This is a genomic window from Candidatus Dechloromonas phosphoritropha (assembly GCA_016722705.1).
Classification (GTDB): Bacteria; Pseudomonadota; Gammaproteobacteria; order Burkholderiales; family Rhodocyclaceae; genus Azonexus; species Azonexus phosphoritrophus.
In genome coordinates, this window is sequence record JADKGN010000004.1 from 1634674 (window position 1) to 1660913 (window position 26240).

28 protein-coding genes and 1 pseudogene are annotated in these 26240 nt (G+C 60.9%); 10 read left to right on the plus strand and 19 right to left on the minus strand.

The window, feature by feature from the left end; translation table 11 throughout:
• The first annotated feature begins 42 nt into the window (after positions 1 to 42).
• Positions 43 to 300 (plus strand): hypothetical protein, encoded by a 258-nt coding sequence (locus IPP03_13750; GenBank protein MBL0353655.1) that lies wholly within the window; start codon positions 43 to 45, stop codon positions 298 to 300.
• A 45-nt stretch (positions 301 to 345) separates the two neighbouring features.
• Positions 346 to 1218 (plus strand): annotated as a pseudogene (locus IPP03_13755) (IS5 family transposase).
• A gap of 246 nt (positions 1219 to 1464) precedes the next feature.
• On the opposite strand, the gene IPP03_13760 reads toward IPP03_13755, so the two are convergent.
• From IPP03_13760 to IPP03_13770, 3 genes are all read right to left on the minus strand, one after another.
• Complete coding sequence (locus tag IPP03_13760) at positions 1465 to 2460, minus strand: toll/interleukin-1 receptor domain-containing protein (GenBank protein MBL0353656.1); 996 nt, start codon at positions 2458 to 2460, stop codon at positions 1465 to 1467.
• A gap of 371 nt (positions 2461 to 2831) precedes the next feature.
• Positions 2832 to 3920, minus strand: coding sequence for an IS4 family transposase (locus tag IPP03_13765; GenBank protein ID MBL0353657.1), 1089 nt, complete (start codon positions 3918 to 3920; stop codon positions 2832 to 2834).
• 101 nt (positions 3921 to 4021) lie between these two features.
• A complete protein-coding gene (locus tag IPP03_13770) occupies positions 4022 to 5236 on the minus strand; it encodes an IS4 family transposase (GenBank protein ID MBL0353658.1) in 1215 nt (404 codons plus the stop codon).
• 1149 nt (positions 5237 to 6385) lie between these two features.
• Between IPP03_13770 and IPP03_13775 the strand changes: the two genes are divergently transcribed.
• The gene (locus IPP03_13775) at positions 6386 to 8116 is read left to right on the plus strand and encodes a SulP family inorganic anion transporter (GenBank protein ID MBL0353659.1); all 1731 of its coding nucleotides are present in this window, start codon (positions 6386 to 6388) and stop codon (positions 8114 to 8116) included.
• 213 nt (positions 8117 to 8329) lie between these two features.
• Complete coding sequence (locus IPP03_13780; protein ID MBL0353660.1) at positions 8330 to 8794, plus strand: type II toxin-antitoxin system RatA family toxin; 465 nt, start codon at positions 8330 to 8332, stop codon at positions 8792 to 8794.
• A gap of 2 nt (positions 8795 to 8796) precedes the next feature.
• Here IPP03_13780 and IPP03_13785 read toward each other — a convergent pair whose 3' ends face one another.
• Positions 8797 to 9018: a hypothetical protein gene (locus IPP03_13785; protein MBL0353661.1), complete on the minus strand. Its 222-nt coding sequence runs from the start codon at positions 9016 to 9018 to the stop codon at positions 8797 to 8799.
• Between the two features lie 164 nt (positions 9019 to 9182).
• Here IPP03_13785 and IPP03_13790 point away from each other — a divergent pair, with 164 nt between their 5' ends.
• Both IPP03_13790 and IPP03_13795 read left to right on the plus strand, forming a co-directional pair.
• The gene (locus tag IPP03_13790; protein ID MBL0353662.1) at positions 9183 to 9749 is read left to right on the plus strand and encodes a DUF3365 domain-containing protein; all 567 of its coding nucleotides are present in this window, start codon (positions 9183 to 9185) and stop codon (positions 9747 to 9749) included.
• A gap of 116 nt (positions 9750 to 9865) precedes the next feature.
• Positions 9866 to 10765 (plus strand): DMT family transporter, encoded by a 900-nt coding sequence (locus tag IPP03_13795; GenBank protein ID MBL0353663.1) that lies wholly within the window; start codon positions 9866 to 9868, stop codon positions 10763 to 10765.
• Positions 10766 to 10780: 15 nt separating this feature from the next.
• Here IPP03_13795 and IPP03_13800 read toward each other — a convergent pair whose 3' ends face one another.
• Positions 10781 to 10999, minus strand: coding sequence for a hypothetical protein (locus tag IPP03_13800; GenBank protein MBL0353664.1), 219 nt, complete (start codon positions 10997 to 10999; stop codon positions 10781 to 10783).
• A 68-nt stretch (positions 11000 to 11067) separates the two neighbouring features.
• On the opposite strand from IPP03_13800, the gene IPP03_13805 reads away from it, so the two are divergent.
• The 3 genes from IPP03_13805 to ptsP are packed head-to-tail and all read left to right on the plus strand — an operon-like array spanning position 11068 to position 13488.
• Positions 11068 to 11457, plus strand: a complete 390-nt coding sequence (locus tag IPP03_13805; GenBank protein MBL0353665.1) for a PTS fructose transporter subunit IIA — start codon at positions 11068 to 11070, stop codon at positions 11455 to 11457.
• A gap of 2 nt (positions 11458 to 11459) precedes the next feature.
• Entirely contained in the window at positions 11460 to 11729 is a 270-nt protein-coding gene (locus IPP03_13810; GenBank protein MBL0353666.1) for an HPr family phosphocarrier protein, read from the plus strand.
• A gap of 4 nt (positions 11730 to 11733) precedes the next feature.
• Complete coding sequence (ptsP, locus tag IPP03_13815) at positions 11734 to 13488, plus strand: phosphoenolpyruvate--protein phosphotransferase (GenBank protein ID MBL0353667.1); 1755 nt, start codon at positions 11734 to 11736, stop codon at positions 13486 to 13488.
• Here ptsP and IPP03_13820 read toward each other — a convergent pair.
• The 14 genes from IPP03_13820 to IPP03_13885 all read right to left on the minus strand — a co-directional run bounded on the left by IPP03_13820 (position 13485) and on the right by IPP03_13885 (position 23711).
• Complete coding sequence (locus IPP03_13820; protein ID MBL0353668.1) at positions 13485 to 13991, minus strand: nitrous oxide reductase accessory protein NosL; 507 nt, start codon at positions 13989 to 13991, stop codon at positions 13485 to 13487. The two genes, ptsP and IPP03_13820, sit on opposite strands and share 4 nt — an antisense overlap.
• Complete coding sequence (locus tag IPP03_13825; GenBank protein ID MBL0353669.1) at positions 13988 to 14596, minus strand: nitrous oxide reductase accessory protein NosL; 609 nt, start codon at positions 14594 to 14596, stop codon at positions 13988 to 13990. Before IPP03_13825 ends, IPP03_13820 begins: the two co-directional genes overlap by 4 nt.
• A gap of 104 nt (positions 14597 to 14700) precedes the next feature.
• Positions 14701 to 15363, minus strand: a complete 663-nt coding sequence (locus tag IPP03_13830; GenBank protein ID MBL0353670.1) for a sulfite exporter TauE/SafE family protein — start codon at positions 15361 to 15363, stop codon at positions 14701 to 14703.
• Between the two features lie 62 nt (positions 15364 to 15425).
• A complete protein-coding gene (locus IPP03_13835; protein MBL0353671.1) occupies positions 15426 to 17879 on the minus strand; it encodes a copper-translocating P-type ATPase in 2454 nt (817 codons plus the stop codon).
• Positions 17873 to 18583 (minus strand): hypothetical protein, encoded by a 711-nt coding sequence (locus tag IPP03_13840; protein MBL0353672.1) that lies wholly within the window; start codon positions 18581 to 18583, stop codon positions 17873 to 17875. The genes IPP03_13835 and IPP03_13840 overlap by 7 nt, the downstream gene beginning before the upstream one ends.
• A gap of 35 nt (positions 18584 to 18618) precedes the next feature.
• Positions 18619 to 19014, minus strand: coding sequence for a hypothetical protein (locus tag IPP03_13845; GenBank protein ID MBL0353673.1), 396 nt, complete (start codon positions 19012 to 19014; stop codon positions 18619 to 18621).
• On the minus strand, positions 19011 to 19199 hold the full coding sequence (locus IPP03_13850) for a heavy metal translocating P-type ATPase metal-binding domain-containing protein (GenBank protein ID MBL0353674.1): 189 nt from the start codon (positions 19197 to 19199) through the stop codon (positions 19011 to 19013). The genes IPP03_13845 and IPP03_13850 overlap by 4 nt, the downstream gene beginning before the upstream one ends.
• Complete coding sequence (locus tag IPP03_13855; GenBank protein ID MBL0353675.1) at positions 19196 to 19720, minus strand: TlpA family protein disulfide reductase; 525 nt, start codon at positions 19718 to 19720, stop codon at positions 19196 to 19198. Before IPP03_13855 ends, IPP03_13850 begins: the two co-directional genes overlap by 4 nt.
• Positions 19721 to 19739: 19 nt before the next feature.
• Positions 19740 to 20744, minus strand: coding sequence for a hypothetical protein (locus IPP03_13860; protein MBL0353676.1), 1005 nt, complete (start codon positions 20742 to 20744; stop codon positions 19740 to 19742).
• Between the two features lie 2 nt (positions 20745 to 20746).
• Positions 20747 to 21427, minus strand: a complete 681-nt coding sequence (locus IPP03_13865) for an ABC transporter ATP-binding protein (protein ID MBL0353677.1) — start codon at positions 21425 to 21427, stop codon at positions 20747 to 20749.
• Between the two features lies 1 nt (position 21428).
• Positions 21429 to 22565 (minus strand): ABC transporter permease, encoded by a 1137-nt coding sequence (locus IPP03_13870; protein MBL0353678.1) that lies wholly within the window; start codon positions 22563 to 22565, stop codon positions 21429 to 21431.
• Complete coding sequence (locus IPP03_13875; GenBank protein ID MBL0353679.1) at positions 22528 to 22839, minus strand: hypothetical protein; 312 nt, start codon at positions 22837 to 22839, stop codon at positions 22528 to 22530. The genes IPP03_13870 and IPP03_13875 overlap by 38 nt, the downstream gene beginning before the upstream one ends.
• A gap of 23 nt (positions 22840 to 22862) precedes the next feature.
• The gene (locus IPP03_13880) at positions 22863 to 23504 is read right to left on the minus strand and encodes an SCO family protein (protein MBL0353680.1); all 642 of its coding nucleotides are present in this window, start codon (positions 23502 to 23504) and stop codon (positions 22863 to 22865) included.
• A 24-nt stretch (positions 23505 to 23528) separates the two neighbouring features.
• A complete protein-coding gene (locus tag IPP03_13885; protein MBL0353681.1) occupies positions 23529 to 23711 on the minus strand; it encodes a hypothetical protein in 183 nt (60 codons plus the stop codon).
• Positions 23712 to 23948: 237 nt separating this feature from the next.
• Here IPP03_13885 and IPP03_13890 point away from each other — a divergent pair, with 237 nt between their 5' ends.
• Positions 23949 to 26216, plus strand: a complete 2268-nt coding sequence (locus tag IPP03_13890; protein MBL0353682.1) for a TonB-dependent receptor — start codon at positions 23949 to 23951, stop codon at positions 26214 to 26216.
• Positions 26217 to 26240 lie beyond the last annotated feature (24 nt).

Below are 26240 nucleotides of genomic sequence, written 5' to 3' on the forward strand. Positions count from 1 at the left end.
CGGCTTCCTGACTGGCAGCGTCCGGATGGACAGCCTCCACATATCGGAATCCTCGCTTCCCGTGGCGTTGATGCGTGTGTAGCCTTACTCGGTTCCTGCTGGGCCGGGGCGACTTACGTTCCAATCGGCTTGAAACAGCCGGAAGAGCGGATACTGACCTTGCTTGCCCAATGCGAATTGTCGGCACTCATTACCGACGACGAGGGTGTGAAGTTGGTCAGTGACAGGATACTGGATGCTTACCCGCTACCGGTGATTCACGCTGGACAATCGCCCATTAGTCTTAGAACTTGTCCGTAAATAGTGGATAATCACTGCCCATGCGCGAGAATTGCGTTGGGGGAGATGATGGCAAAAGTGAAGTCATGGGAAGTGACCGAGGAATTCTGGAAGCGCGTTGAGCCACTGATTCCGATACGCCAGCGACTGGCGGATCGGAGTTACGTCCGTAAGGCTGGCGGGGGCGCAAGCCCAAAGAACCGAGGCTGGTCTTCGAGGCGATTATTTATGGGCTGCGCACAGGTTGCCAGTGGAAGGCGCTCCCGGCGGAGCGCTTTGGCAGTTCCAGTGCGATTCATGCGCGATTTCTGGCGTGGGAGAAGGCCGGGGTGTTTGAAGCCCTATGGAAGCGCGGACTTGCCGAATACGACGACCTTGAAGGTATCGCCTGGCGCTGGCAAAGCCTTGACGGCGCGATGATGAAGGCCCCGATGGCGCAATCAAGCGTTGGACCCAATCCAACGGACCGGGGAAAAAAATGGGAGCAAGCGTCATTTGCTGGTGGACGGTCGTGGCGTCCCGTTGTCGCTCGTCGTGACCGGCGCCCATCGGCACGACGTCTCTCAGGTGGCGGCTGTGCTTGAGGCCATTGTCGTCAAGCGAGCGTCGCCACCCAAGCGGCGAAGCAAACACCTTTGCGCTGACGCCGGCTACACCGGCGCGCCCGCATTGGCGATCATCACGAAGCACGGCTACATCCCCCATGTCAGAGGGCGTGGGCAAGAGGCCGGCGAACTCAAACGTGACCCCAAGAAGAAAGCCCGGCGCTGGATCGTCGAAGTGGCCCACCGCTGGTTCAACCGCTTCCGAAAGTTATTGGTGCGATACGAGAAGCTTGAGCGCAGTTTCTTGGCGCTCAACCACCTGGCCGTATCAATCATGGCGTTCAGAAAAATTAAACTGAAAGTGAATATTATTTTCGGATATGTTCTAAGTTAAGGCTGTGCCGCATGTCCAGCGCCAGCATTGTCGCTGCAAAAATGGACGCAATACGTCCTTAACTTAGCGCCATTCGGCACAGACCACGGTTTTTAACCAAGCTCCGATGACCTTGCGCCAGAGTTCTTGTCACCGTGGTTTGCTTGGTGGCCTATGCTATCGTGGACCCGTCACCCTACCTGATCCTTGGCCCCGATTCTTCCTTGGGGCCAAGGATTGCGGCCACCTGGAGAGATCCCCTGGAGCCTACTGAATGCGCTGCAGGACGACCAGCCCACTCTCGCCGGTAAGCGGGTTGCGGTACTGACCCTGCAAGATCAAGCCATCCGGACTGACCTGCAATACCGCCTGATAAGTGGCGCCATTTACCGTGTAGGTAAAGCCCAGCTGGTTGCCCTGCAATATGCCCGAGCCGGTTACTGCGCCGTGGGCGCTTGCGCCTTGCAAGGCGACCTGCCCCCCTTGTTGCAGCATTCGATACCTTCCGCCCTTGCCGTCCTGCCAGATCCCCGTCAGGGAAGACTGGGCGACGCTCGGCTGCTGGGGTGTGCCATATTGAGGAGCGGGGCCGGGAACTACCGGGAGAACGACTTCTTTCGTGTTTTCCTCGGCGTTGTAGATGGCACCGAGGACGACCAGCACACCGATGCCGCAGGCCCACTTCTTCCAAGCCCCGGACGAGGAAGGGACGGGTGCTGGCGTTGGGGGTGCCGGATTTGGTGGCTGCGGCTTCGGCGCCGGTTCCATGCCGAGTGCCTTGTTGAGCGTTTCGACCAGCTTTGAGACGTCGAATTCCCAGCGTTTGTCGGTCAGCTCGATGGCGTTGCGCCGGGCCAGTATCTTGAGGTCATCGGGCAGTTGGTCGCTGCCCGGCATCTCGGCACCCTCGACCAGCACCGGGATCACCCGCACGTCACTGCACTTCAGCGCCGTGGCGATTTCCAGGCGGGTATAGTCATTGGGGTCTTCGAGACGACGCTGACCGCTGGCATCCGCCAGACTCACCCAGCGTGGCCCGATGAGCGCGAGCAGGATACCGCAGCCCTGCAAAGCCCGATCAATCGCTTCAACGAAATCGACACCCGGGTCGATGGTCTCGATATCGCGAAAAATCGCCGCGCCGTGCAGTTGTTCCCGAAGATGGTCGGTCAGCCGCCCGGCGGCACTTTGACTGTCTTGGCGGCGGTAGCTGATGAAAATGCCTTTAATGTCTGCACTCCTCCTTGACTTTGAGGATAGCAATACTTGCGGCGTGGCGGGACCTTAAATGAGATCCTGCAGCGAATGGCAGAGGGCAGTCGGAAGAGATCGGGAAACAAACCGTGCTTTTCAAGTAGAGTGCGCACCCGAGTGAAGACAAGGATCAGCCGGGTTAAGCTGTGCATTTGACTTCACCAGCATCTGGACGGTGCTGCCCCGGTTTTTCGTGCGGTTTTTCCGATCACGATCTACCATAACCAAACGACAAAGAGCCCGGAACAAGCCTTTGGTAACCCATCGCGAGAGCCGCGCCATTGCGCGGCCGCCTGAAGAGATCTTCGATATCGTCGCCGATGTCGAACGCTATCCCGAGTTGGGGGACCGCAATCGGGGACAAACCCTGAGGTTTCCCCTCATATAAATGCCATATGAGAAGCCTGTTGAGCTTGGTGCCGGAGAATCGGAACAGCGTCTTTCGGGCGAATTTGGTTAAGCCAGGAGGGCCCGGCATCGATGACTCGACGAGCCAATGTGATGGCTGAAATCTCTTTGTGCTTTAGACCGGGCACACTCTGGAAGAACCTCTGTATCCCGCTCTGCTGGGCGCACTCGCCGATCAGGCGCATCAGCCAGTGGGTCAAGTGAGCAATCAACAGCAGAATCTCAAGTCGCTTGCCCGAGCGTGATCGCGAAGCGCTAAAGCCAAGACCAAGCCGCTCGTTCTTGAGATCACGAAAGGATTCCTCAATGGTCATTCGTCGGGAGTACTGGTCAATAATCGTCTCTGGGCTCGCTTTTGGAAATGCTGGAGAACAGGCCAGCAGCCATGGCTCTCTGGCACCACGAGCCGCCTTGATCGAGCTATGGGAGCGAGAATGTTTGCCCGTCCGCGTGTAATGGTGGCACCTTTTGGCTTCGCGTTTAACCAGCACCAACCGACAGTCTGTCGGATGGCTACGAACGTATCGGGCATTGTCGAAGGCTTGGGCGCACGGCGTGGCATCCGGAAAAACCTCGGTGCAGCGCTTCCATGGACCTTCGGTAATACTGACCCTGTCTTTGCCACGGATGCGTCCGATCCACGGCCAATGATGTTCCGTGACCAAGTCGAACCAGGTCGAGTGAAAACCGGCATCGGTGATGAGGGTCGGAGTGCACCCGTCGGGCAGCAGCTTCGCCAAACAATCCAGAAACCGACGATGCACCGCCTGATTACCATACAGTCGTTGCGCGTGAATTTCCTCGTACAGCGTCACACTGCGGCCCTTGACGGCGATGCTGGCACGCAGCAGATGCCAGCGTTGATCGGTCGTGGCGTCCGACCAATCGATCACCACCCGCACATTATCGAGATCGGTCAGCCAACGTGACGCCACCTCACGATAAATCTCGGTCCTTGTGATGTGCAACGAGGTATTTCCCAGCAGACGGTCAATGCGCTTGACTCGATGACGCATCGACGTCGCCGACTGCACAGACCGCGCAAGCTGACTCAAGCTCAAGCGACCACCTCGCAGCGCACTGCCTACAGCCGCCTCAACCGCACAGGCCAATTTGACATGCAGGCTCGACAGACACCCAATCCTCTCAACTTAGTCCATAGTCATACGGCGGGTTTGTAAGCAAAGGACAGGTGAGGCTTTCGCTGGTTTGGCCGAGGTCGAGCACGATCAGGGATAAATTTCTGAAGGTTTTTGACGATTTCCGAGAAGATTTCCTTGGTAACTCGGGTGGTGATTTGCTGCACACCCGCCAAGACTCGGGGCAAGATACGACGTACGGTATTGAAGGCCATCGTCCGATTCACTCGCCATGGCGAATCGCTGGGCAGCCGCTCTTCCGCAGCCAGGTAGGTGGCCAGGGCATTGAGATTGTCACACACCATCTTGGCCCCAACATCCTGGCAGGCGGCCAGCCAAGTCAGGCCGGACGTGTGCTCCAGATTGAGCCGGTGTTTGATGCGCTTGAACGCCTCCTCGATACGCCAACGGCTGTGATAAAGGGCTGAGAAGCTTGTGGCCGGATACCGCGCGGTATCAAGCAAGGAGGTCATCAAGACCCGTACCTTGCCAGTCGGCGTCACCTGACGAATCAGGCGAACCATAGAAGGCAGACGCGGACACTCGTAATCAATGGCATCCTGACGATGCGGTGGCGGCAATGTCACCTGCGCCTCATCTTCTCCGGATCGCATGAACTGGGTGATGGCAGAAAAGGAAGCGGACGAATCACAGCGTATGCAAAAGGGGATACCTCGATGCAACAGCGCCGCGACCAACCAGGCACCCGGATACCCGCGATCAAGCACCAGCATGTCCTGAGCACCGAGTCGGTCAAGCCGCTCAAACAACATCTGACGTTCGCCGACCAGCGAACTGTGCAAAATCAGCGAGTCGAACAATTCGATCCCTGGCCGAAACAAACCGAAGATGGCCGCTTCTCGAATATGGCGGCGCCCTTCCAGGTCAAGCAAGGTCAGACGTACCTTCGATGCATCCGCCGCCAAGACCCGCAAGCCTTGCCAGTCCGGCTGCTGCGGAACGACCTCATCGACCAGGCGCAGCAATTCTGTATTGAGCGGCTCAAAGAGATTGGCGACCAGATGGCTGCGCGCCTTTGAGAAGGCACTGGCCGTGATCGCCCGACAAAGGCGGGTTCTTCCGGCAAGCAGGGCAAAGCAGGAATCAAGCTCCGCCTGAACTGCGCCGCGAATGCCGGTGAGCAGGAAAGCGATCAGATTCGTGAATGGCAATTCACGGTTTCGGGTGAAAAACCGAGGCTCGCGGCGGGCGGCGGCAAGGAAATTGGCGCCATGAATGTAGTCCGTTAGCCGTGAAACGATATTGGCATATTTAGGCCGTCATATAACGCCTATTTATATCAATTGGTTACATGCTCGATTATATCTTGGCGCGGCCAGATGGCAAAGTTGCCAAAATTAGATGACAGACCGCTAAGTCAAGAGGATTGGACAGACACCCCGCCAGCATTCCGACTATCATCTTCTTCGCACTCATGATCCGCCAACCCTTGACGATTTACCCAAAGCAACGAGTCTACTCCTCATTCTCCGCGTGAATATTTGTCTTCAACCTATTGAATAAGTGCCAAACTATGAGGGGAAACCTCAGGTAGAGTAGAGGACAGGCTTTCGCCTGCCCTCCCTCATCAAACCGTGCATGCGATTTTCCCGCACACGGCTTTCCGATGTTCTTCACACCAAGGCATGCGCAGTTCCTCGACTCATGTTTGCTAGCTCAACCGAGTTGGTCGAACCTGCGCACTCAATGCTTGAGTAAGCAACATCAGCGTTTTCCTGCTTGGCCTTGGCATAGAGCTTCCTCTGTAGCGTCCTGATCGTGTCCGGGGTGGTTAGCGACATGGCAATCCCCTGATCCTCCGCGCTTCGGTTGCATGAACAAAGCAGGGTTCCTTCCCTCGACCGGGGTTGTGTTGTCCCGCGATCTCAGTCGGTACTATGAACCCCTCCGACTCCCGTCTCAGGCCGCTGCGCTTTCGTTTCCTTATACGCAACAGTCGGTGGCCTCCCCACCTCCGCAGACGGGTCTCCAGCACTGGGCAATAAATCTTCGAAAACATGCCGACCCTGCTACCCCGGGAGTCAACGAATGCCACTTCCGTTATTTCAGCATCCGCCCAACGGCCTTCCCCTTCTGTCCACAGGGTCGGCGTCTCCACTTCGTTTACGAGGCTACTCATGGGTTCACTTGCGTTACGGCCTGCTCTCTTGCTGTTTGGAAACTCACGACCCCGCGTTACCGCGACGCCGCTTCCTCATGCTACCGGGGCGTACGGACAACTCCCCGGACGGGACTTAAACCCGCTAGACTTACTGCTGTTACTGCGAACGGACAAACCACGTTTTTCGACCAAGCTCCGATGACCTTGTCCCAGAGTTCTTGCGTTTTTCTGGCTATCTGCTGCCCGATGGAAAGAGAAATCTCCAATGAATGATCTCCCCAGTCCAGCAGCCTCGCCATCCTGGCTGACGCAAGCCGAAAAATGGTTGCCCGGCGTCCGCGTCCTGCGCACTTATCAAAACGCATGGTTGCCGGCTGATCTGGTTGCCGGGCTGGTTTTGTGTACCCTGCTGGTGCCGCAGGGCATGGCTTACGCCGAGCTGGCCGGTTTGCCCGCCATCGTCGGGCTGTATACCACCGTGGTTTGCCTGGTGGCCTATGCTATCGTGGGCCCGTCACCCTACCTGATCCTTGGCCCCGACTCTTCCTTGGGGCCAATGATTGCGGCCACCATCCTTCCCCTGGCCGCCGGCAATTCGGAAAAGGCTGTTGTCCTGGCCGGCATGCTGGCCCTGATGATTGGCCTGATAAACGTAGCTGCGGGATTGGCCAAGCTGGGATTTGTGGCCGACCTGCTCTCCAAGCCGGTGCGGGTAGGATATTTGACGGGATTGGCCATCACCATCTTCGTCGGGCAACTACCCAAGCTTTTTGGTTTTTCCACAGACGCCGATGGCCTCGTGCATGAAGTCGCCGCTTTTGTAAGCAACCTTGATGAGACCAAGCCCTGGGCTTTGGGGGTTGGGCTGCTTTCACTGGTGATTATTGTGGGCCTTAAAAAGTGGGCGCCCCGCATCCCCGGCATTTTAATTGCCGTCGTCACCGCAATTGCTTTGTCTATCGTTTTCAACCTGACGGCCAAGGGCGTTTTGGTAATTGGGGTTTTGCCGGTTGGCTTTCCAAGCCCGTCGTTTCCCGCTATCGCATGGTCGGACCTGCCCCTGCTTGCCGCGGCTGCCTTTGGCATGTCGCTGGTCACCGTCGGAGACACCATCAGCACCTCGGCCGGTTTTGCCGCCCGTCGCGGCGACGAGATCAACAGTAACCAGGAATTGATCGGCATTGGTTCGGCCAACCTGCTCGCCGGTCTCTTTCAGGGCTTTCCGGTGAGCACCAGCAGCTCGCGCACCGCCGTAGCCGAACAATCCGGGGCCAAGACCCAACTGACCGGATTGGTAGCGGCGGCGCTGGTGCTGGCTATGCTCCTGTTCATGCCGGGGATGGTCAAGGATATGCCGCAACCGGTTCTCGCCGCGGTGGTAATCACGGCCTCCCTGAGCCTTTTTGATCTGGCCGAACTGCGTCACCTCTGGTCAATTCGCAAGAGCGAGTTTGCGCTGGCTCTGACTTGCATCCTGGGGGTGGCCTTTGTCGGCGTGCTGGATGGGATTGTCATTGCGGTGGTTCTCTCCATCCTGCAATTCTTTTACAGATCCTGGCAGCCCTATTCGGCGGTTCTGGGCAAGTCGGAAGAGGTGGCTGGCTACCAGGACATCAAACGCTACCCGCACGGCCGGCAAATACCGGGGCTGCTCATACTACGCTGGGATGCTCCGCTCTTCTTTGCCAATGCCAACCTGTTCCGGGAATGGATCAGGAACTTGATCAAAGAAACCACCCCTACCCCGGTATGGATATTGATCACCGCCGAGCCGATAACCGATGTCGATACGACGGCGGCCGACATGCTGGTTGATCTGGACGAAGAGCTTAACGCGGCCCACAGACACCTGATTTTTGCTGAACTGAAAGACCCCGTCAAAGATAAGATGATTCGCTACGGGCTACTGGAAACCATAGATCGCCGCCATTTCTACCCCACCATCAAGAAGGCGGTCGAGGCATTCCACCAGGAGGTTGACTCCAAAGCCACCTGATTCGCATCGGCTGGCCGGGATTCTCCGAACTCCGGCGACCTTGTCTCAGGGTTTTTGCTGATCCACCGCCGCCAGCGGCGGCCGCGCAATTTCCCGGAGGCGAAATCCTGCCATTTGTAATGAGAACCGGCAGGTTCCGGTATTCCAGTTTTCGTTCGGCAATTTTTCGATCCCGATTACCATAGCCAAACGACAAAGAGCCGGAGAAATCCAATGGCAACCCATCGCGAGAGCCGCGCCATTGCGCGGCCACCTGAAGAGATCTTCGATATCGTCGCCGATGTCGAGCGCTATCCCGAGTTCCTGCCGCTCATCCGCGAGGCGAGAATCTTCAAGCGCCACGAAGATGCCTACGAAACCGAGCAGAGCCTGGCGCTGGGTCTCATGACGCATCGCTTCCGCACGCGCACCGAACTTGATCGCCCACGTGGCATCACCGTCGTCTCCAACGATCGATCGTTCTGCCGTTTCGACATCCGCTGGCAGTTTGCGCCGCTCGGCGAGAACCACTGTCATGTCGACTTCACCCTCGACTGTGAAACGGACTCATTTTTCCTGATGCCGGTGATTCAGATGCTGGTGATGCCGATGGCCATCAGCATGGTTGCCGCTTTCGAGGCGAGAGCGCACATGCTTGCCGGTGACGCGGGGCGCCCGGAGTTGTCCCACGAGCCGTAAGTTCAGGCGCGCCCAGCGCGGCATAAATGCAGCCCGACAGTGCCCCTCGCCTCACCATAACTGTAGATCAGCAACACGAATCCGGTGATTGATGGGATTGGGCAAATGCCCTTCCAGATCTTTTCGCCGCGCGCGGCAATGAAATCAGACCGGAAACCATCCGCGAACACGCGCGACGAACGCACTTCGAGAAACAGCAGCAGCCCCGCAATCAGCATACCCATACCTCACAATTGCTCGCATGTCGGGTTGCCATCTTCAGCCCGGCCGAAATGTGCAACTCGCGGCGGTGAATCTCCCTGACCGCAACTCGTGCATGCACGAAGCTGCCGAAACCCCGTCCGCTTGGAATAGAATAAGCCCTTGCTTATTTATAATGGAGTCCGTCATGAAAGCCTTCCTCGCAATCCCACTGTTAATCGCTGCCCTGCCTGCATTCGCCCAGGATATTGGCGCGTTGACCGCAGACACCAAGAAGACGGTCTTGCCGGTCGTTCCCAAGGTGGTCAATGCCATGCAGGAGGCGGTCGCCGCGAAGGGTGTCGCCGGGGCCATTCCAGTCTGCAAGGATCTGGCGCCGGCGCTGATCAAGGAAAAGCGCGCGGAAACGGGTTGGGACATCCGCCGCGTCAGCCTGAAGACGCGCAACGCCGAGCGAGGAACCCCGGATCTGTGGGAGGCGCGTCAATTGGCCGATTTCGACATTCGCGCCGCCAATGGCGAGAAGCCGGAGGCGCTGGAGAAGAGCGAGGTGGTCACCATCGATGGCAAGCAGGTCTTCCGCTACATGAAGGCGCTGCCGGTCGGTGATGTCTGCCTCAACTGCCACGGCCCGGCCGCTGGCCTCGATGCTGGTCTCAAAGCCGAACTTGTCCGGTACTATCCGCATGATCTCGCCACGGGCTACGGCAAAGGCCAGATTCGTGGCGCGCTGACCGTTAAGCGACCGCTGTAATCGGCCGCCCTCGCCCTTGCAGACAGAGGTCCATGACGCACTTGCGCTGAAATTCCGATTGCCAAGCTCGCGCGCGGCGTATTCAATGTCAGCACTCGGAGTGACCGGGAAACGTCGTGCGACGATCGGACACGTGGAAGAACTCACCCGCCTGGGGCATCGGACTGGCCCTGCTGGCGGCGCTCGGCTTTTCGCTCAAGGCCATCTTCGTCAAGCTGGCCTACCCTTATGGGGTCGACGCCATTACCCTGCTCTCTCTGCGCATGGGGTTTTCGCTGCCAGTCTTCCTGTGGGTCGGGCTGTCCCGGCAGCGCGCGGCGGAGAGTCTCTCGCGCGGCGACTGGGGGCGGCTGTTCCTGCTCGGCTGCCTCGGCTATTATGGGGCCAGCATCCTCGATTTCTGGGGCCTGCAGTACATCTCCGCCGGCCTCGAGCGGTTGATCCTGTTCACCTATCCGACGCTGACCATCCTGATTGGCGTGCTCTTTCAGGGCAAGCCATTTTCGCAGCGCGAAGGCGTTGCCGTGGCGCTCTGCTACATCGGAATCAGCTTCGCCTTCATGCACGACCTCGGCCAGGGCGATCCGCGAAGCGTGTGGATCGGCGGCGCGCTGGTCTTCGCCTCGAGCGTCTCCTACGCGCTCTATCTTTCCGGCAGCGGGCCGATGATCGCCCGCCTCGGCGCCATGCGCTTTTCGGCGCTGGCCATGCTTGTATCGTCCGCAGTCACGCTGCTGCATTTTGCTGGTTCCCACTCGTTGACCGCATTCGTCCAGCCCCTGCCGGTGTACGGCTGGGGTCTGGCGATGGCCTTGTTCGCCACCGTCGTTCCGGTCTTTGCCCTGTCCGCGGCGATCCGTAGCCTGGGCGCCGGGCGCGCCGCACTGTTCGGTATGGTCGGACCATTGCTGACCATCGGTTTTGGCTGGTGGCTGCTCGACGAGTCGATTTCGTTGGCCCAGATGGCCGGCGCCGGGCTGGTCTTGATCGGCATCCTGATGGTTTTACGCCGCTGACGTGTAAGCGTGCGCTTACTTCACCTTGATCTCGGTCCACAGCCGGGACATCAGCCAGCGTTGCGTCGGACCCAGGTTACGCAGCATTTCCAGGCGTTGCAGGGTTTGCGGCGGTTGAAAGATGGCCGGTTCGCCGCGCAGTTCCGGACGCTTCGAAGGCAGCGCCGCCCGGTTGGGATTGCCGACCCCATCAGATTGGAAACATCGGCGGAATTTTCTCCACGCAACAAGCATTGCCGGGCGCGGTGGATTCCGGCGCCCGCACGCTGTCCACGGCTGGTGGTCTGGGTTAGAATCCCGACATGATCGGTATCCTCCTTATTACCCACGGCAGCTTCGGCGAGGCACTGGTGCAGAATGCCTGCCATGTCCTCAACAAACGCCCCGTCCAGGTGAACCAGCTCGGTGTTTCAGCGCAGGATGATCCGCTCGACCTTTTGCCGCTGGCTCTCCGGATGCTCGAATTGGTTGACAACGGCGAGGGCGTGCTGGTCCTCACCGACATTTTCGGCGCCAGCCCCGCCAACCTGGCGATCAAGCTTCTGGAACCGGGGCGCGTCGAGGGCTTGACCGGTGTCAATCTGCCGATGCTGCTGCGTGCCCTGACCTATCGCGAGAAGGGTATGGAGATACTGCTGCAACGTGCCCGCGACGGTGGTCGCGACGGCGTTTTCAACATGTTGGAGCATTGACCATGCTGAGCAGGGAAACTGAAATCATCAACAAGCTGGGCCTGCATGCGCGGGCCTCCGCCAAGCTCACCCAACTGGCCGGGAAGTACAAGTCCGAGGTGTGGATGGCCAAGGGGCCGCGCCGGATCAACGCCAAGAGCATCATGGGCGTGATGATGCTGGCTGCCGGCAAGGGCGCGAAGGTGACGCTGGAAACCGACGGGCCGGACGAACAGGAAGCGATGGATGCCTTGCTTGCCCTGATCGCCGACTATTTCGGCGAAGGGGAATGAGCGCATGAGCTTCATCCTGCATGGCCTCGGCATTTCCGGCGGCATCGCCATCGGGCGGGCCATGCTGATGTCGCACGCGACACTCGAGGTGTCGCATCTGACAATCGCGCCGCGCATGGTTGAAAGGGAAATTGCCCGCTTTGAATCCGCGGTCAAGGTGGTCAAGCGCGAACTTGAAGTGATGAAGGAGTCGGCCGAGAGCGCGCCGGCCGAGTTGGGCGCATTCCTCGACATCCACACAATGTTCCTCGACGACCCGGAACTGTTCGACAAGCCGCGCGAGATCATTCGGGAGCGGCGCTGCAACGCCGAGTGGGCGCTGGTCCAGCAGATGGAGCGCTTGGTTGCCGAATTCAGCAAGTTCGACGATCCCTACCTGCGCGAGCGCAAGTACGATGTAAGGCAGGTTGTCGAGCGGGTAGTCAAGGAACTTCTCGGTCGTCCCGGCCGGTCGCTGATGAAGGCGGTCAAGGGGGTCAAGGAAGAGACCCTGATCGTCGTCGCCCATGATCTTTCGCCGGCCGATGTGATCGCCTTCAAGGAACATCGTTTCGCGTCGTTCATCACGGATGTCGGCGGCGCTACCTCGCATACCGCCATCCTGGCGCGTAGCCTGGCGATTCCGTCGGTAGTCGGGATGGGGAACGCCCGCTCGCTGATCCGCGACGGCGAGCAACTGATCGTCGATGGCGCGCGCGGCGTCGTCATCGTCAATCCCGATCAGCGTGTGCTGGAAGAGTATCAGCTGCGCAAGAACCAGATCGAACTGGAAAACTCCAAGCTCAAGCGGCTGAAAACGGCCAAGTCACAGTCCATCGATGGGATCGACGTCCAGTTGTTCGCCAACATTGAGTTGCCGGGGGACGTTCCGGGTGCGCTGGAAGGCGGCGCCGAAGGCATCGGCCTGTTTCGCACGGAATTCCTCTTTCTCGACCGCGGCGACATGCCCGACGAGCGCGAGCAGTACGAGGCCTACAAGAAGGTGGTCAAGGGCATGGAAGGCCGTCCGGTGACGATCCGCACCTTCGATCTCGGCAACGACAAGGAGATCCACCCGGACGAAATCGGTGACCGCGTCAAGACCAACCCGGCGCTTGGTCGCCGCGCCATCCGCCAGTCACTGGCCGAGCCGCAGATTTTCCAGATCCAGTTGCGCGCCATCCTGCGCGCCACGAAATACGGGCCGATCAAACTGCTGATCCCAATGCTCGCCCACGCCCACGAAATAGACCAGACGCTGGCTGCGCTCGAACAGGCCAAGTCAAGCCTGCGCGGCGAAAAGGTCCCCTTCGACGAGAACATCGAGGTTGGCGGCATGATCGAAATACCGGCGGCGGCCCTTGCTGTCGGTCTCTTCCTGCGCCGCCTCGATTTCCTGTCGATCGGTACCAATGACCTGATCCAGTACACGCTGGCCATCGACCGTTCCGACGAGCAGGTTTCCAGTCTCTACGATCCGCTGCACCCGGCGGTGCTGATGCTGATCGCCCACACGCTGGCCAGCGCCGAGAAGTTTGGCATCCCGGTTTCGGTATGCGGCGAAATGGCCGGCGACCCGAAGATGACGCGCCTGCTGCTCGGCATGGGACTGCGCATATTCTCGATGCATCCGTCGCAGATACTCAAGGTCAAGAGCCGGGTGCTGAAGGCTGACGTCAACGTACTCGCTCCCACCGTCCGCCGCATGCTGCGTCTGGATGAACCGGGCAAACTGCGTGATGCCCTGGACCGGCTGAACGCTTCGGCGACCGAGTCCTAGAACCTGCCGCTGTCGACCTGATCGACAAGCTGGACGGTCACTTGATCGAAAGCGAGCGCCCGCTTGCCCTTGTGGTCCTTGAGAAAGTCGTCGGCGTCCATCTTGCTTGCCAGCGGGACGAATTCGTGGCCCATGGGGCCGAGGACATCGGAGCCGATGACGAAATGGGCCCGCCGCGCATCAACCTTGCCGAGGTTGTAGAAATCGGTGACGGCGATCGCCTTGATGTCTTCCTTGCGGTGTCCCGGCGCGTATTTCGGCAGGTCATGCAGGTACTTGAACATGTCCTTGGCGCCGTCGAAGTGATGGGCATGCCCATCCTTGTAAAGCACCGTCGCCGTCCAGTTCGGATACTTCGAGACGATCATGCCGCAGACCGGGCAAAGATCCCCGGCAGCCGGTTTGGGAATCCCCGAGAGCGCCGTCTGGCCATTTGCACCCGAGGTGAGGGCCAGAACCCAGAACAGGCCGACGATCCAGGGAAAGCGGCCAGGAAACGTCATCGGCCGGCTTTCCCTTCAGCTATTCTTTTGCGGTTTTCGACGCGGATCTTGCGGATCATCACCACGTCGGTGGCCATGTCGAGATAGGATTCACGCAGCGCATCGTCGAACTTGGCCAGCGTGCCGCCGTGCTTGGCCTGAAATTCCTTGGCGGTTGCTGCCGAGGCGAAAGAATGCTTGCTGCGCTTGGTCATCGCGTGCTTGAGGTCGGCACCGATCAGATAGGTCAGCTTGTCTACCTGAACCAGCGGGCGCGGATCGGCACTGCTGGCGAAATCGGGACCCCAGATTTCCGTCGGCTCGCGGTCGACATTGAGACCGAGGCTGAGCGCCAGGCAATGAATCGAGCAGGTTCCGTCAGCGAGGTTGTCCGAATAGTGGACCAGCATACGAGTGGCATTATGTTCCTTGCGATCCATGCCGCAGTAGGGGCACTTCGGATATTTCCCGAATTCGTTTTCCAGCGGGTTCAGGTCCGGCGGTGTCTTGGGAATGAACTGGTTCGGCGTCCCGTCTCCGGGGCAAGCCGGTGCTGCCTTGGCTTGCGCGGTCAGTGCCAGCCCGCCCGAAGCGAGTGTAATCTTGAGCATGTCGCGGCGTTTCATCGCTTTTCTTCCTCCAGTGAATGCATTCCGCCCATATTAGCCATTATAGATATGCTTGCCGTGCGGCATATTGTCGCAATTCCGCACCGAATTAAGGCGCGAATTCAGCCGACCAGCCTGTGCATTACGAGGAAATAGGTGGTGCCCTGCCACAAGGTCGCCAGGCCCAGTGCGATGACGAACAGGCCAGCACCCTTCTGCATGGCGCCGCGCAGCCTGGGGCCGAGCTTGCCGAACAGGAAACTGGCGAGCAGCATCGACGGCAGCGTCCCGGCGCCGAACGCGAGTAGCAGCAGGCCGCCTTCTGCCACGCTGGGCACGGTCGTCGCCTTGACCGCCATCGCCATCGTCATTGAACACGGCATCAGGCCGTTGACCAGGCCGGCGATGCTGGCGCCGCGCACCGCGCCTTTTTGCGCGGCTCCGGCGAACTGGCGGCGCAGCCAGCGTGCCGGAGCGAACCCGACGGTCAGCTTGAGCGGCGATAAGCCGAGCAGTTCGAGGCCGAGCAGGATGACGATCAGCCCGGCCACAATCTGCAGCACACCCTGCGCCAGCCCGATCTGCCCGGTCGAGACGAGTGCCGCACCGATTGCGGCGGCGATCAGTCCGACCACGCCATAAACACCGATGCGCGCGCCGTGGTAGGCAAGATAAGGAGCGATGTTGAGCCGTCCGTCTTCGGCCGCGCGGGCACGGATGAAATAGCCGCAAACGAGGCTGCCGCACATGCCGAGGCAATGGCCGCTGCCCAGGATGCCAGTCATGAAGGCGGCGAAATAGCCGAAGCTGGCGACGGCTTGGTGCAGCGAGTGATCCACTGCTGGCCTCAGCCCTTTTTCAGCAGGCGCAGCGAATTGACGACGACCGAGACCGAGCTGGCCGCCATCGCCGCCGAGGCGATCATCGGATTGAGGCGGCCGGCTGCCGCCACCGGAATGGCGATGGTGTTGTAGCCGAGCGCCCAGAACAGGTTTTCGCGAATGATGCGCATGGTGCGCCGCGAGATCGCCAGTGCTTCGGCCGCCTTGCCGAGATCGCCGCGCACCAGGGTCAGGTCGGCGGCCTCGATGGCGATGTCGGTACTGCCGCCGATGGCCATGCTGACATCGGCCGCCGCCAGTGCCGGCGCGTCGTTAATGCCGTCGCCGACCATCGCCACCACCTCGCCGGACGCCTGCAGCGCACGGATCAGTTGCAGCTTGCGATCGGGCGTGGCGCGCGCCTCGACGCGGTCGATGCCGACCAGCGCCGCGATGTGCTGCGCTGCCGCCTCGACATCGCCGGTCGCCATCAGCGTCTTGATGCCGAGCTTGTGCAGGCGGGCGATGGTCGCGCCTGCATCGGCGCGCGGCAGGTCGGCGATGGCGAAGAAAGCCGCCGGTTGGCCATCGAGCGCCGCCAGCACCGGCGTCTTCCCTTCCGTACCGGCACGGGCGCAGGCTGCGCCGAGCGGTGTCGTCTGAATGCCGCGGGCGCTCAGCCATTCGGCATTGCCGATGACGACGCGGTGGCCATCGACATCGGCCTCGATGCCGTGTCCCGGTTCGACCAAGAAATTATCGACATTTTTGCCGTCGACCGCAGCGGTTTGCCGGGTGAACTCGCGCAAGGCCTTGGCCAGATAATGTTCCGAGCCGGCTTCGGCAGCGGCGAGCAGGCCGAGCAATTCCTCGTCGGGCAGGCTGCTGAGGTTTTGCCACTCGCTGACCTGCGGGCGTCCTTCGGTGATCGTGCCGGTCTTGTCGAAGACGACGGTGGTGACCTTGGCGCCGATTTCCAGCGCCGTGCCGTGGCGGATAAAAATGCCGCGTCGCGCCGCCGCGCCGGTGCCGGCCATGATCGCTGTCGGCGTGGCGAGGCCGAGGGAGCACGGGCAGGCGATCAGGACGACAGCGATGGCATGAGCCAGTGCCGTCGTGGCCGGCGCCCCGGCGAGCAGCCAGCCGCCCGCCGTGAGTCCGGCGATGCCCATGACACTTGGGACGAACACCGAAGAAATCCGGTCGGCCAGTTTCTGGACCGGCAATTTGGCGCTCTGCGCCTCGTCCACCATGCGCACGATATGGGCGAGCACCGTATCCTGACCGACCGCGGTCGCGCGCAGGGTCAGCGCGCCGTTCTGGTTCATGCAGCCGCCGATCAGGCGGTCGCCGACCATCTTGCTGACCGGGAGGCTTTCGCCGGTCAGCATCGATTCGTCGACCGCCGAACTGCCGGCGATCACTTCGCCATCGCTCGGCACCCGCTCGCCAGGCCGCACCAGCAGGATTTCGCCGGCAGTGATCGTTTCGACATCGACAACCAGCTCGACGCCGTCGCGCAGGACCGTCGCCGTGGCCGGCTGCAGTTCGATAAGCTGACGGATCGCTTCACCGGCCTTGCCCTTGGCGCGCTCTTCGAGATAGCGCCCGAGCAGCACGAAGGTGACGATGCTCGCCGCCGCCTCGAAATAGAGGAAGTGCGCGCGCCGGTGTGGCAGCAGGCCGGGCAGGCTGTAGAGATAGGCAGCGCCGGCGCCGAGGGCGATCAGGGTGTCCATGTTGGCGCTGCGGTTGCGCGCCAGTTTCACGGCCTTTTCGAAGAATGGCAGGCCGGCACCAAAGACGACCGGGGTGGCCAGCACGAATTGCAGCAGGCGCAGACCGTAATGGTGTGGCATCGCCATGCCGAGCGCCATCAGCGGGGCAGTCAGGACGGCCGCGGCAAGGAAACGTTTGCGTGCTTCGTCACGCAGAACCCTTTCGCGTTCGACCAGGAAGCGCCGCTGGGCCAGCGTGTCCATCGGCCGTGGTGTATAGCCGATGCGATCGACCAGCGCGAATACCGCATCGCGGTCAAGCTGACCGTCGACGCTGCAGGTGGCGGCGGCGAAATTTACAGCCGCATTTTTGACCCGTGGATCGCGCTGCAAGGTCAGCTCGATCAGCGCTGCGCAGGAGGCGCAGGTCATTCCTTCGATCGCCACCGAACTGCGCTGCACCGGACCCTCGGAGACGCTGGCTGCAATCGGCTTCAGCGTGCGATTGCTGCGTGCCAGCACGCCCGCGATCTGCGTCACCGCGGCGAGCAGATCGCTGCGCATGATGGCCGCCGGATCGAAATGAATGGTCAGCGAGCCGATCCGGCTCTCGCTACGAATTTTGCGAATCGGCGGCCGCTTGCGCAACAGGATTTCGAGCAGGTAGAACCGTTCCTGATCGCCCTTCAGGGCCGGGATGACGAGCCGGATGCGTCGCTCGAGCGCGTGTGCAAGGCGAATTTCGAGTGGCGCGTTCACGATGCCAACTTATCCCCGGCCGGCGGTGCCGGGATTGCCTTCGCCGCGGAACGCACCGCGCCCTTGCGGTAACGCACCAGCAGGAAGGTGAAGTAGAAAACCGTCAGCCAGGCGTCCGCATGCCGGAGCGGCGACTTGATCCACTGCTGGGTAATCAGGTTCCAGTGAATCCGGATCAGGTAGAAGGCGACGATGTCGTTGGCAAAATTGATCACTGCCTTTTCATTGAGGAGCGCCGGGTCCAGGGCGCGGCGTAGCGGCGTCAACTTGCCTGGCGCTTGGCTTGTGTCGGCCGGTTGCGATGGCACCAGTTGTGCTTGGGCACTTTGCAGGAGGCGCCGGGCCCCCGTTTCAGCCTGCCTCACTCCCTGGGCAAGCTGCCGGCCGATTTCGCCGAAGCGGGGTGCCGACGGCGCTCTGAAAGCGGCCGGTTGCGCCGCGGCGGCGGCGGCATCCAGGCTGCTCTTGAGAACCAGTGCAAGCTGGCGCAGGGTGCAGGCGATCGGATCATAATGAATAACCAGTTTGGCCGTTCCCTGGTCGAGTTTGACCAGTCGCACGCCGGGAATGCGCAGCAGCGCCGCCTCGATGACGGCTGCTGGCCCGGGATTGGTGAGCCCCGAAGGCAAGGTGAAGCGAACATGGCCTGCGCTCTTGTGCAGGACCAGAATCTGGCGGGAAAGGGGGTTCACAGAAGGGGCATTCATGGACAGACTCGCGACAATCAACGGGATGGAATGAGTCAGGCGCTCGCCGCGGCTTTCCTGGCCCTTGGTTTGGCCGCCGGGGCGTCGGCCTCGACGTGGCCTTGGGCCATGGCCTCGGCTTCATTGACTTCATGGGCTTCGGCGACCAGATCATCCAGCGACTCTTTCTGCTGCAACGCAAAATCCCTGCCCATGTCGACCGCCTTGGTCACCGCCTGAACAATCTCGCGGCGATACTTGTGCAAGAGGTAGCCGGTCGTGACACCGGCGGCAAAAACCACTAGCGGTGTGCGCAGAAAGGAAAGCGCCGGGTTGGTGGTCAGGACGCGGGCTGCGGCATAGCCGCCGGCGCCCATGACCAGCGGCTTCATCAATTCACCCATCACTTGCGGGGCCTGGCGGGCCGCTTCGTTCATCATCGGTTGTATCATTTGGCTTCTCCTTGGGAAAGATTGTTGGCGGGCGGGTTCGGGATATCGTCGACATCGTTCAGCATCTGGTAGATCCCCTTGCAGCCCTCGCAGCAAAAGCGGAATGTCCGTTCGGCTGTCGTCAGGCTGAAATCCAGCATGCCGACGGGCAATCCGCACAGATCGCAGCTGCCATTGTTACTCATTTGAGCAATTCCACCACCTGGCGCTCGAAAGTTGCCTCGTCGGCCTCGCCGACGACCTTGCCGCGGACGATGCCTTGACCATCGACGAAATAGGTGGTAGGCAAACCGACGACGCCATAGGCACGGGCGATTTTTGACTTTTCGTCGAGCAGCGCCGGGTAGGTGACGCCGATTTTCTTGATGAAGGCGGCGACAGCCGGCTTGTCCTGCCCGGTGTTGATCGCCAGTACCTGAATGCCTTGGTCGCGATGGCGCTGATAGACCAACTCGATCGCCTTCATCTCACCCTCGCAATACTGGCACCAGTCGGCCCAGAAGCGGATGACCAGCGGCTTGCCGACGAAGGCGGCCGGAAAGTGAACTGGCGTTCCGTCGAGCGCGAAAGTCTGGAAAGTCGGCGCTGGCTGGCCACTATTGAGCTGGACTGCAGGTGCGCCGCTGTTGCAGGCGTTCAGGCAGAGGCTAGCGACGGTCAGTGTCAGGCCGAGTTGCAGGAGTTTGGCGAGCGAGAAATTCAGCATGGGTTGGAAAATTGGAATCTCAGGTTAGCAGGATCAGGTTGGATTTGAGCACCATGCCAGTCGCCACCGCCGCGAACAGGGCAAAGCCGATTGCCGCGATGGCGGCCAACCGGCTGCTCGCCTGCGGAATCAGGCGCTGCAGGCTGCCGACCTTGGCGAAGGGTTGCAGGATGCCGGCGCCGAGGCCCGCTGCGGTCGACACGAAAAGTGGCACATAAAGCAGGTAGCCTTGGTAGCCGTATTCCGGTTTTAGCAGACAGAACGGGCAATGATGGTGCGGATGCTCATAAACGTAGAGCGAGACGAAGGACAGGATGCCGACGATGGAGGCAATGAAAGCGCCGGCGCTGGTCAGTGCGGCAAGGATGCCACTCCAGCGCTGACGCAATCCAACGTGCAGGCCATTGGCGAAGACGGTTGCCCCCAGCACGCTGTAGAAAAGCAGGATCGCCGGCTTTGCCTCCATGCTTGACGCCTCGCTGGCCAGCGTCGGCCCCTGTTCGGAAAACAGGCTGCCGCAGCACGAGGTGATGACATCGGCGCGCAGGTTCAGGAAATACTTGAGCTGCAGCGCGAAGGCGGCGGCCAGCGCCGGCAGCAGCAGGAGCAGCAGCGCGTATTTGACGCGGACCAGCGGGTAATCGGGCGCCAGATTGTCGACGTAGTTGAGGGTCAGCCAGGTGGCGGCGAGGAAAAATACGAAGATCTGGGCGTAGAGCATCGGAAAGCCCCAGGCGTTGGCGTTGAGCGTACCGACCGCGCACATGGCGCCGACGAACATCACCGCCATCTTGTCGGCGTTGAACACGGTGAGCAGCAGCGCCAGCAACTGGGTGATGAAGACGAAGGCAGTCAATGTCGAAAACAGGTAAGTGCGCCGTTCCAGCGCCAGTTGCAGTTCGCTGCCGCTCGTCATGTCCCAACGCCGGATCACCTGTACGGCGAATGGCGCAGCTGCCACGAGAACCAGCAGGCTGACGGCGCCGGCCAGCAGCAGGGCGATGATGGCAGGTTGGAACAGCATGTTCAGCCGGCGTCGGCGACCAGGTGTCCGTCGCGCAGGCGGACGACCCGGTTAACTACGCTCGAGTCGACGACCAGCGGGTCGTGGCTGGTCAGAACGACGGTGCGCCCTTCGTCGATCAGGCGGGTCAGGATGTCGAGAAACTGGCGCGAGAGCACCGTGTCGAGGTTGGCGGTCGGCTCGTCGGCGACGATGATTTCGGGATCGTTGATCAGCGCCCGGGCAATCGCCACGCGCTGCTGCTCGCCGCCGGAGAGCCATTCGACGCGGGCATCGCGGCGGTGGCCGAGGTCGAGGCCGGCGAGCTGATTTTCGGCCTTTTCGCGCAGTTGACCGTAAGGCAGGCCGAGCGGATAGGCCGGCAACATTACGTTATCGAGTGCTGACAGGCCGCGCACCAGGTTGAATTGCTGAAAGATGAAACCGAAGGTGCGGCGCCGGATTTCGGTGAGAAAGCGTTCTGGCAGGCCGGAAACGTCCTCGCCGCGCAGGTGTACGCGGCCGCGCGTCGGGCGCGCCAGGCAGCCGAGCAGGGTCAGCAGCGTCGTCTTGCCCGAACCGCTGGGACCGGAAAGCGCAGTCACCTGCTGCGCCGCCACTTTCAGGTGAATGCCGGTGAGCGCCCAGTATTCATTGGGCTGGCCATGGTTGAAGGCTTTGTGGATGTCGTCGAGTTCTATCATCTCAGGCTCGCATCACGGCATCGGGATCGGTGATTGCCGCCCGCCAGATCGGCACCAGGACGGCGACGGCGTAGGGGAACACCGTGAAGAACAGCAGCGTCGCGACCTGCAGGCCATCGATGGCCGGAACCAGCTTGAAGCTCGGGTAAAGCACCGCCCAGCCCTTGAGCACCGGCGCGAAGAGGGCTGCCGAAAAATAATAGACATGAACGTAGGCGGCCAGGTAGCCGATCAGGAAGGAGCCGAGCGAGATCAGCATGCTCTCCCACAGCTTCATCCGGATCACGTCGCCGGTCTCCCAACCGATTGCCTTGAGGATACCGATTTCCCGCTTTTCTTCGGCCGACAGTCCGGAAGCCTTGTCCCAGGCGAGGATGGCGAAAGCGAGGATGGCCGCTGCGAGCAGGGCCAGCGCGATGCCCTCGCGCCAGTCGAAAATCGACTGGTAGGTGCGCAATACCTCGTCGCGCAGGATCGGCCGCGAATCAGGCAGCGCGGCGGCCAGTTTGGTCGCGACAGTGCGGACTTCTTGCGGATTGGCGACGCTCAGCGCGATATCGGTGAAGTGGCCGGCCGGGTAGTCGAAGAAAGCGCGGAAATCGGCCTCGTTGAGCAGAACGAGATCGGCGCTGATCAGCTCGGATTCGGGTGGCAAAACGGCGTCGACCGTGAAGGTGAACAGTTTGCCGGAATAGGAGCGGAAGGACAGTACATTGCCTGGCTGGACGCCGCGAAAGCGCGCCAGTCCAGCGCCGACGACGATGCGCCCGACCGGCGGCGGGTTGTCGCGGACCACCTCGAAGGTGTAGTTGGCCTTGACCACCGCGTCGTAGTAATAGCCCCAGAGCCGGCCTTCGACCTGCTGCACGCCACGGATGCGGCCGATACGCTCGATGTAGCCGGGTGGAATCAGGTCATGGCGGCCGGCCACCATGCGCTGCAGCAGCACTTCCGGCGAATGCACGAGTACCCGCGCCGCTTCCTGGCGCAGCGCCGAGGTCAGCAGGGTGACCGAGGCCAGCGCGAAGACGAGCAGCGAGAACACCAGCACCAGGCCGATGTTCTTGGTTTTGCGGCGCGCCAGCGAAGCCAGCGTGAAATCAATCAGGTAACGTTGTTTCGCGATCCAGAGGCGCATGGTTTCTCAGGTGAGCCGGGGGTGGCATCAGGCTGCCGGAAGGAAAGTGCTCCAGACTCAGTGGATGATCCTGGAAAGCGGCGTGCAGGTCGGCCTGCGACGGGTGACGGGTGTAACGGGCTTCGGTGAACAGGGCGAGATCGGTCAACTGCAGTTTTTCAGCCAGTGCAGTGCGCACGGCCTGCTCGCCTGCCCTTTTGTCGGCAAGGCGCCCGGCGTCGACGAAGCTGGCGCCGAACAGTACGAGCAGCGTGCCGACGACCCACGCGGCCAGGTTCGAGGGGCGCGGGTAATGCCTCACAAGGCTGCGCGGATGGCCGCGCGCAGCTCGTCGGCCGGCGCGCCGTATGGCAAGGTAGCGAGCAGCTTGCCGATTTTTCCGACCAGATAGGTATTGGCGCTGTGGTCGACCGCGTAACTGCTATCCGATCGCGTCGGCTGCTTGATGTAACCGGCGCCGAAGGCCTTTGCCAGCACCGCAATCTGTTCCGGCGTGCCGGTCACGCCGATCAGGCTGGGGTGGAAATAGGCCGCGTAGTTCTTCAGGCTTTCCGGCGTATCGCGCTCCGGGTCGACGGAAATCAGGATCGGCTGGATATTCTCCCGTTCCTCTGGTGTCATCCCGTTCAGCACTTCGTTCATTGCCACGAGCGAGGTCGGGCAGACATCGGGGCAATGGACATAGCCAAAGAATACAAGCATCAGCTTGCCGCGGTAATTTTTGCTGTCGACCGTACCGTTCGGACCTTGCAGGACGAAATCGGCGCCGGCAGGTTTGCCGCTCTGCGGTGCCGGCGAGCAGGCGGCAATTAGCATACAGGAGAGAAGCAGTAAAACCAGCTTTGCGTTCAGACGAGACATCGGCTTGACATACGCGAGCGTTGCATTGAGGACGATCGCGATTTTCGCACGGCAACGCCCGCTACCGGCTTGAAGCAAATCAAGGAAAAGCTGATAAAGAGTTCAGGCGCGGTTGGCGGCACGCATCAACAAGCCGCGCAGGGCGATCGTCACGCTGGCGCCGAGTCCGACGCGTTGCGCCAGTGCCGGTAAGAGAATCAGAGATGCCAGGGCGAGGCCCGTACCAACGAGCAACGCCGGAAATTCATCGCCCTCTTCCTGCAGAACCTGCAAATTGCCGTTCATGTCGCCTCCTTTGTTTTGTCTGCGTCCGACTTGTTTAATCCGGATTATCCAGAAGTCGAATTCTAGAAAAAAAATGCCCGCTGCGATTGCGACAAATTGCCGCAGCCGCTCGTCCGGTGGCTGTCTCTCCTTTGGACTATGCAATTTGTCACGCGGCAATTTGCCGCATTCCCAAGCCGGATCAATCCGCTGAAAATCAGCGCCCACTGATAAATCAAACGCAATCCGGAGAGTTTCATGGGGTATTGGATCCGCCCGCTGACGGCCGCCATGGCTGTCGCCTTTTCATCAACGGCAATCGCCGAGACCGCACCAGTCCTCGACGAGGTGGTCGTCAACGCCAACCGGCCGCGGTCGTCAGCCAACCTGGGTACCGTCGATAGCAGCCAGTTGGCGCCGCTACGCGCGACCACCAGCGATACCGCGAGCCTGCTGCGCGATGTGCCGGGAGTCAGTCTTTATGGTGCAGGCGGCATTTCCAGCCTGCCGTCGATCCATGGCCTGGCCGACGATCGACTACGCGTGACGGTCGATGGCATGGACCTGATTGCTTCCTGTCCCAACCACATGAATCCGGCGTTGTCCTATATTGATCCGAGCAATGTCGGCAGCCTCAAGGTTTATTCCGGCATTGCACCGGTCAGTCTGGGCGGCGATAGCATCGGCGGGACGATCATCGCGCAGTCGTACGCACCCGAATTCGCGGCGCCCGGCAAGGAACTGCTCACCAAGGGCGAGATCGGCGCCTTCTACCGCAGCAACGGCAATTCCTTTGGTGGCAATGTCGCGGCCACCCTGGCGACCGAGAACTTCAACATCACCTACGCCGGCGCCTATGCGAAGGCAGACAATTACAAGGCGGCCGGCAACTTCAAGACGACGACGGCCACCGGCCGGCTTGGCCACACGCTGCCACTGGACGAGGTCGGGTCGACGGCCTACGAGACCATTAACCAGAAGCTTGGCTTCGCTTTCAAGAGCGGCGATCATCTCGTCGAGGGTAGCCTTGGCTTCCAGAACGTCCCCGAACAACTCTATCCGAACCAGCGGATGGACATGCTCGACAACGATCAGCAGACCTTCAACCTGCGCTATCTCGGCCAATACGGCTGGGGCTTGTTCGAGGCGCGCGCTTATTACGAGAAGGTCGACCATTCCATGGACTTCGGCCCCGACAAGCGCTACTGGTACGGGACGGCATCAGGCGGTCCGATGGCGGCCAACGGCACGCCCTGCTCGCCGATCAGCATGGCCTGCGCCGCGGGCATGCCGATGTACTCAAAGAGTACGAATACGGGCTTCACGGCCAAGGCGGATATCGATCTTAGCGACAAGGATCTGCTGCGCGTCGGCGGCCTCTACCAGACCTACAAGCTCGACGACTGGTGGCCGCCGTCCGGTGGCGGGATGTGGCCGGGGACCTTCGAGAACATCAACGACGGCAAACGCGACCGTGCGGGACTGTTCGGCGAATGGGAGTCGCGCCTAAACCAAGAGTGGAAGACCGTGCTCGGGGCGCGCTATGAGCGGGTGAAAACGGATGCCGGTGATGTGCGGGGTTACAACACTGCGCCCAATGCCATGGGCAATCAGTTTTCAGATGCCGCCGCCTTCAACGCGGCAGATCGCCAACGTACCGACAACAACTGGGATTTGACGGCGCTGGCCCGTTACACGCCGAACGTCAACGGCGACATCGAGTTCGGCTTCGCGCGCAAGGTACGCTCACCGAATCTCTACCAGCGCTACACGTGGTCCACCTGGTCAATGGCGGCGGTCATGAACAACATGGTTGGGGACGGCAACGGTTACATCGGCAATATCGATCTGAAGCCGGAAACGGCGTACACGCTGGCGGCCACCTTTGACTGGCATGCCGCCGACCGCAGTTGGGAGATCAAGGCGACGCCTTATTTCACGCGCGTCAACGACTACATCGATGCCATTCGCTGCCCGGCCGGCGCTTCCTGCACCGCAGCCAACCGGACGACGACCAACCAGTTTGTCGTTCTCCAATACGCGAACCAGGAGGCGGAACTCTATGGTCTCGACCTTTCCGGTCGTATGCCGCTGGCCAAGACCGGCGTTGGCGATTTCGGATTCAACGGCCTGCTCAGTTACACCCACGGCGAGAACCGCGATACCGGTGACGGCCTCTACAACATCATGCCGCTCAACGGCAAGCTGGCGCTGACGCAGCAGTTCGGCGGCTGGGATAATGCCGTCGAACTGGTGCTGGTGAAGGGCAAGAATGATGTTTCCGAGGTGCGCAACGAAATCACCACGGCCGGTTACGGCCTGACCAACCTGCGCGCCAGCTATTCCTGGAAACAGGCACGGATCGATTTCGGCGTCGAAAATCTCTTCGACAAGTTCTACTACATGCCCCTCGGCGGCGCCTACACCGGTCAGGGGACGACCATGTCGATCAATGGTATTCCCTGGGGCATCGCGGTGCCCGGCATGGGTCGTTCGATTTACGCCGGAGTCAATTACAAGTTCTGAGCACGGCACTCGCTTTTGTTGGCA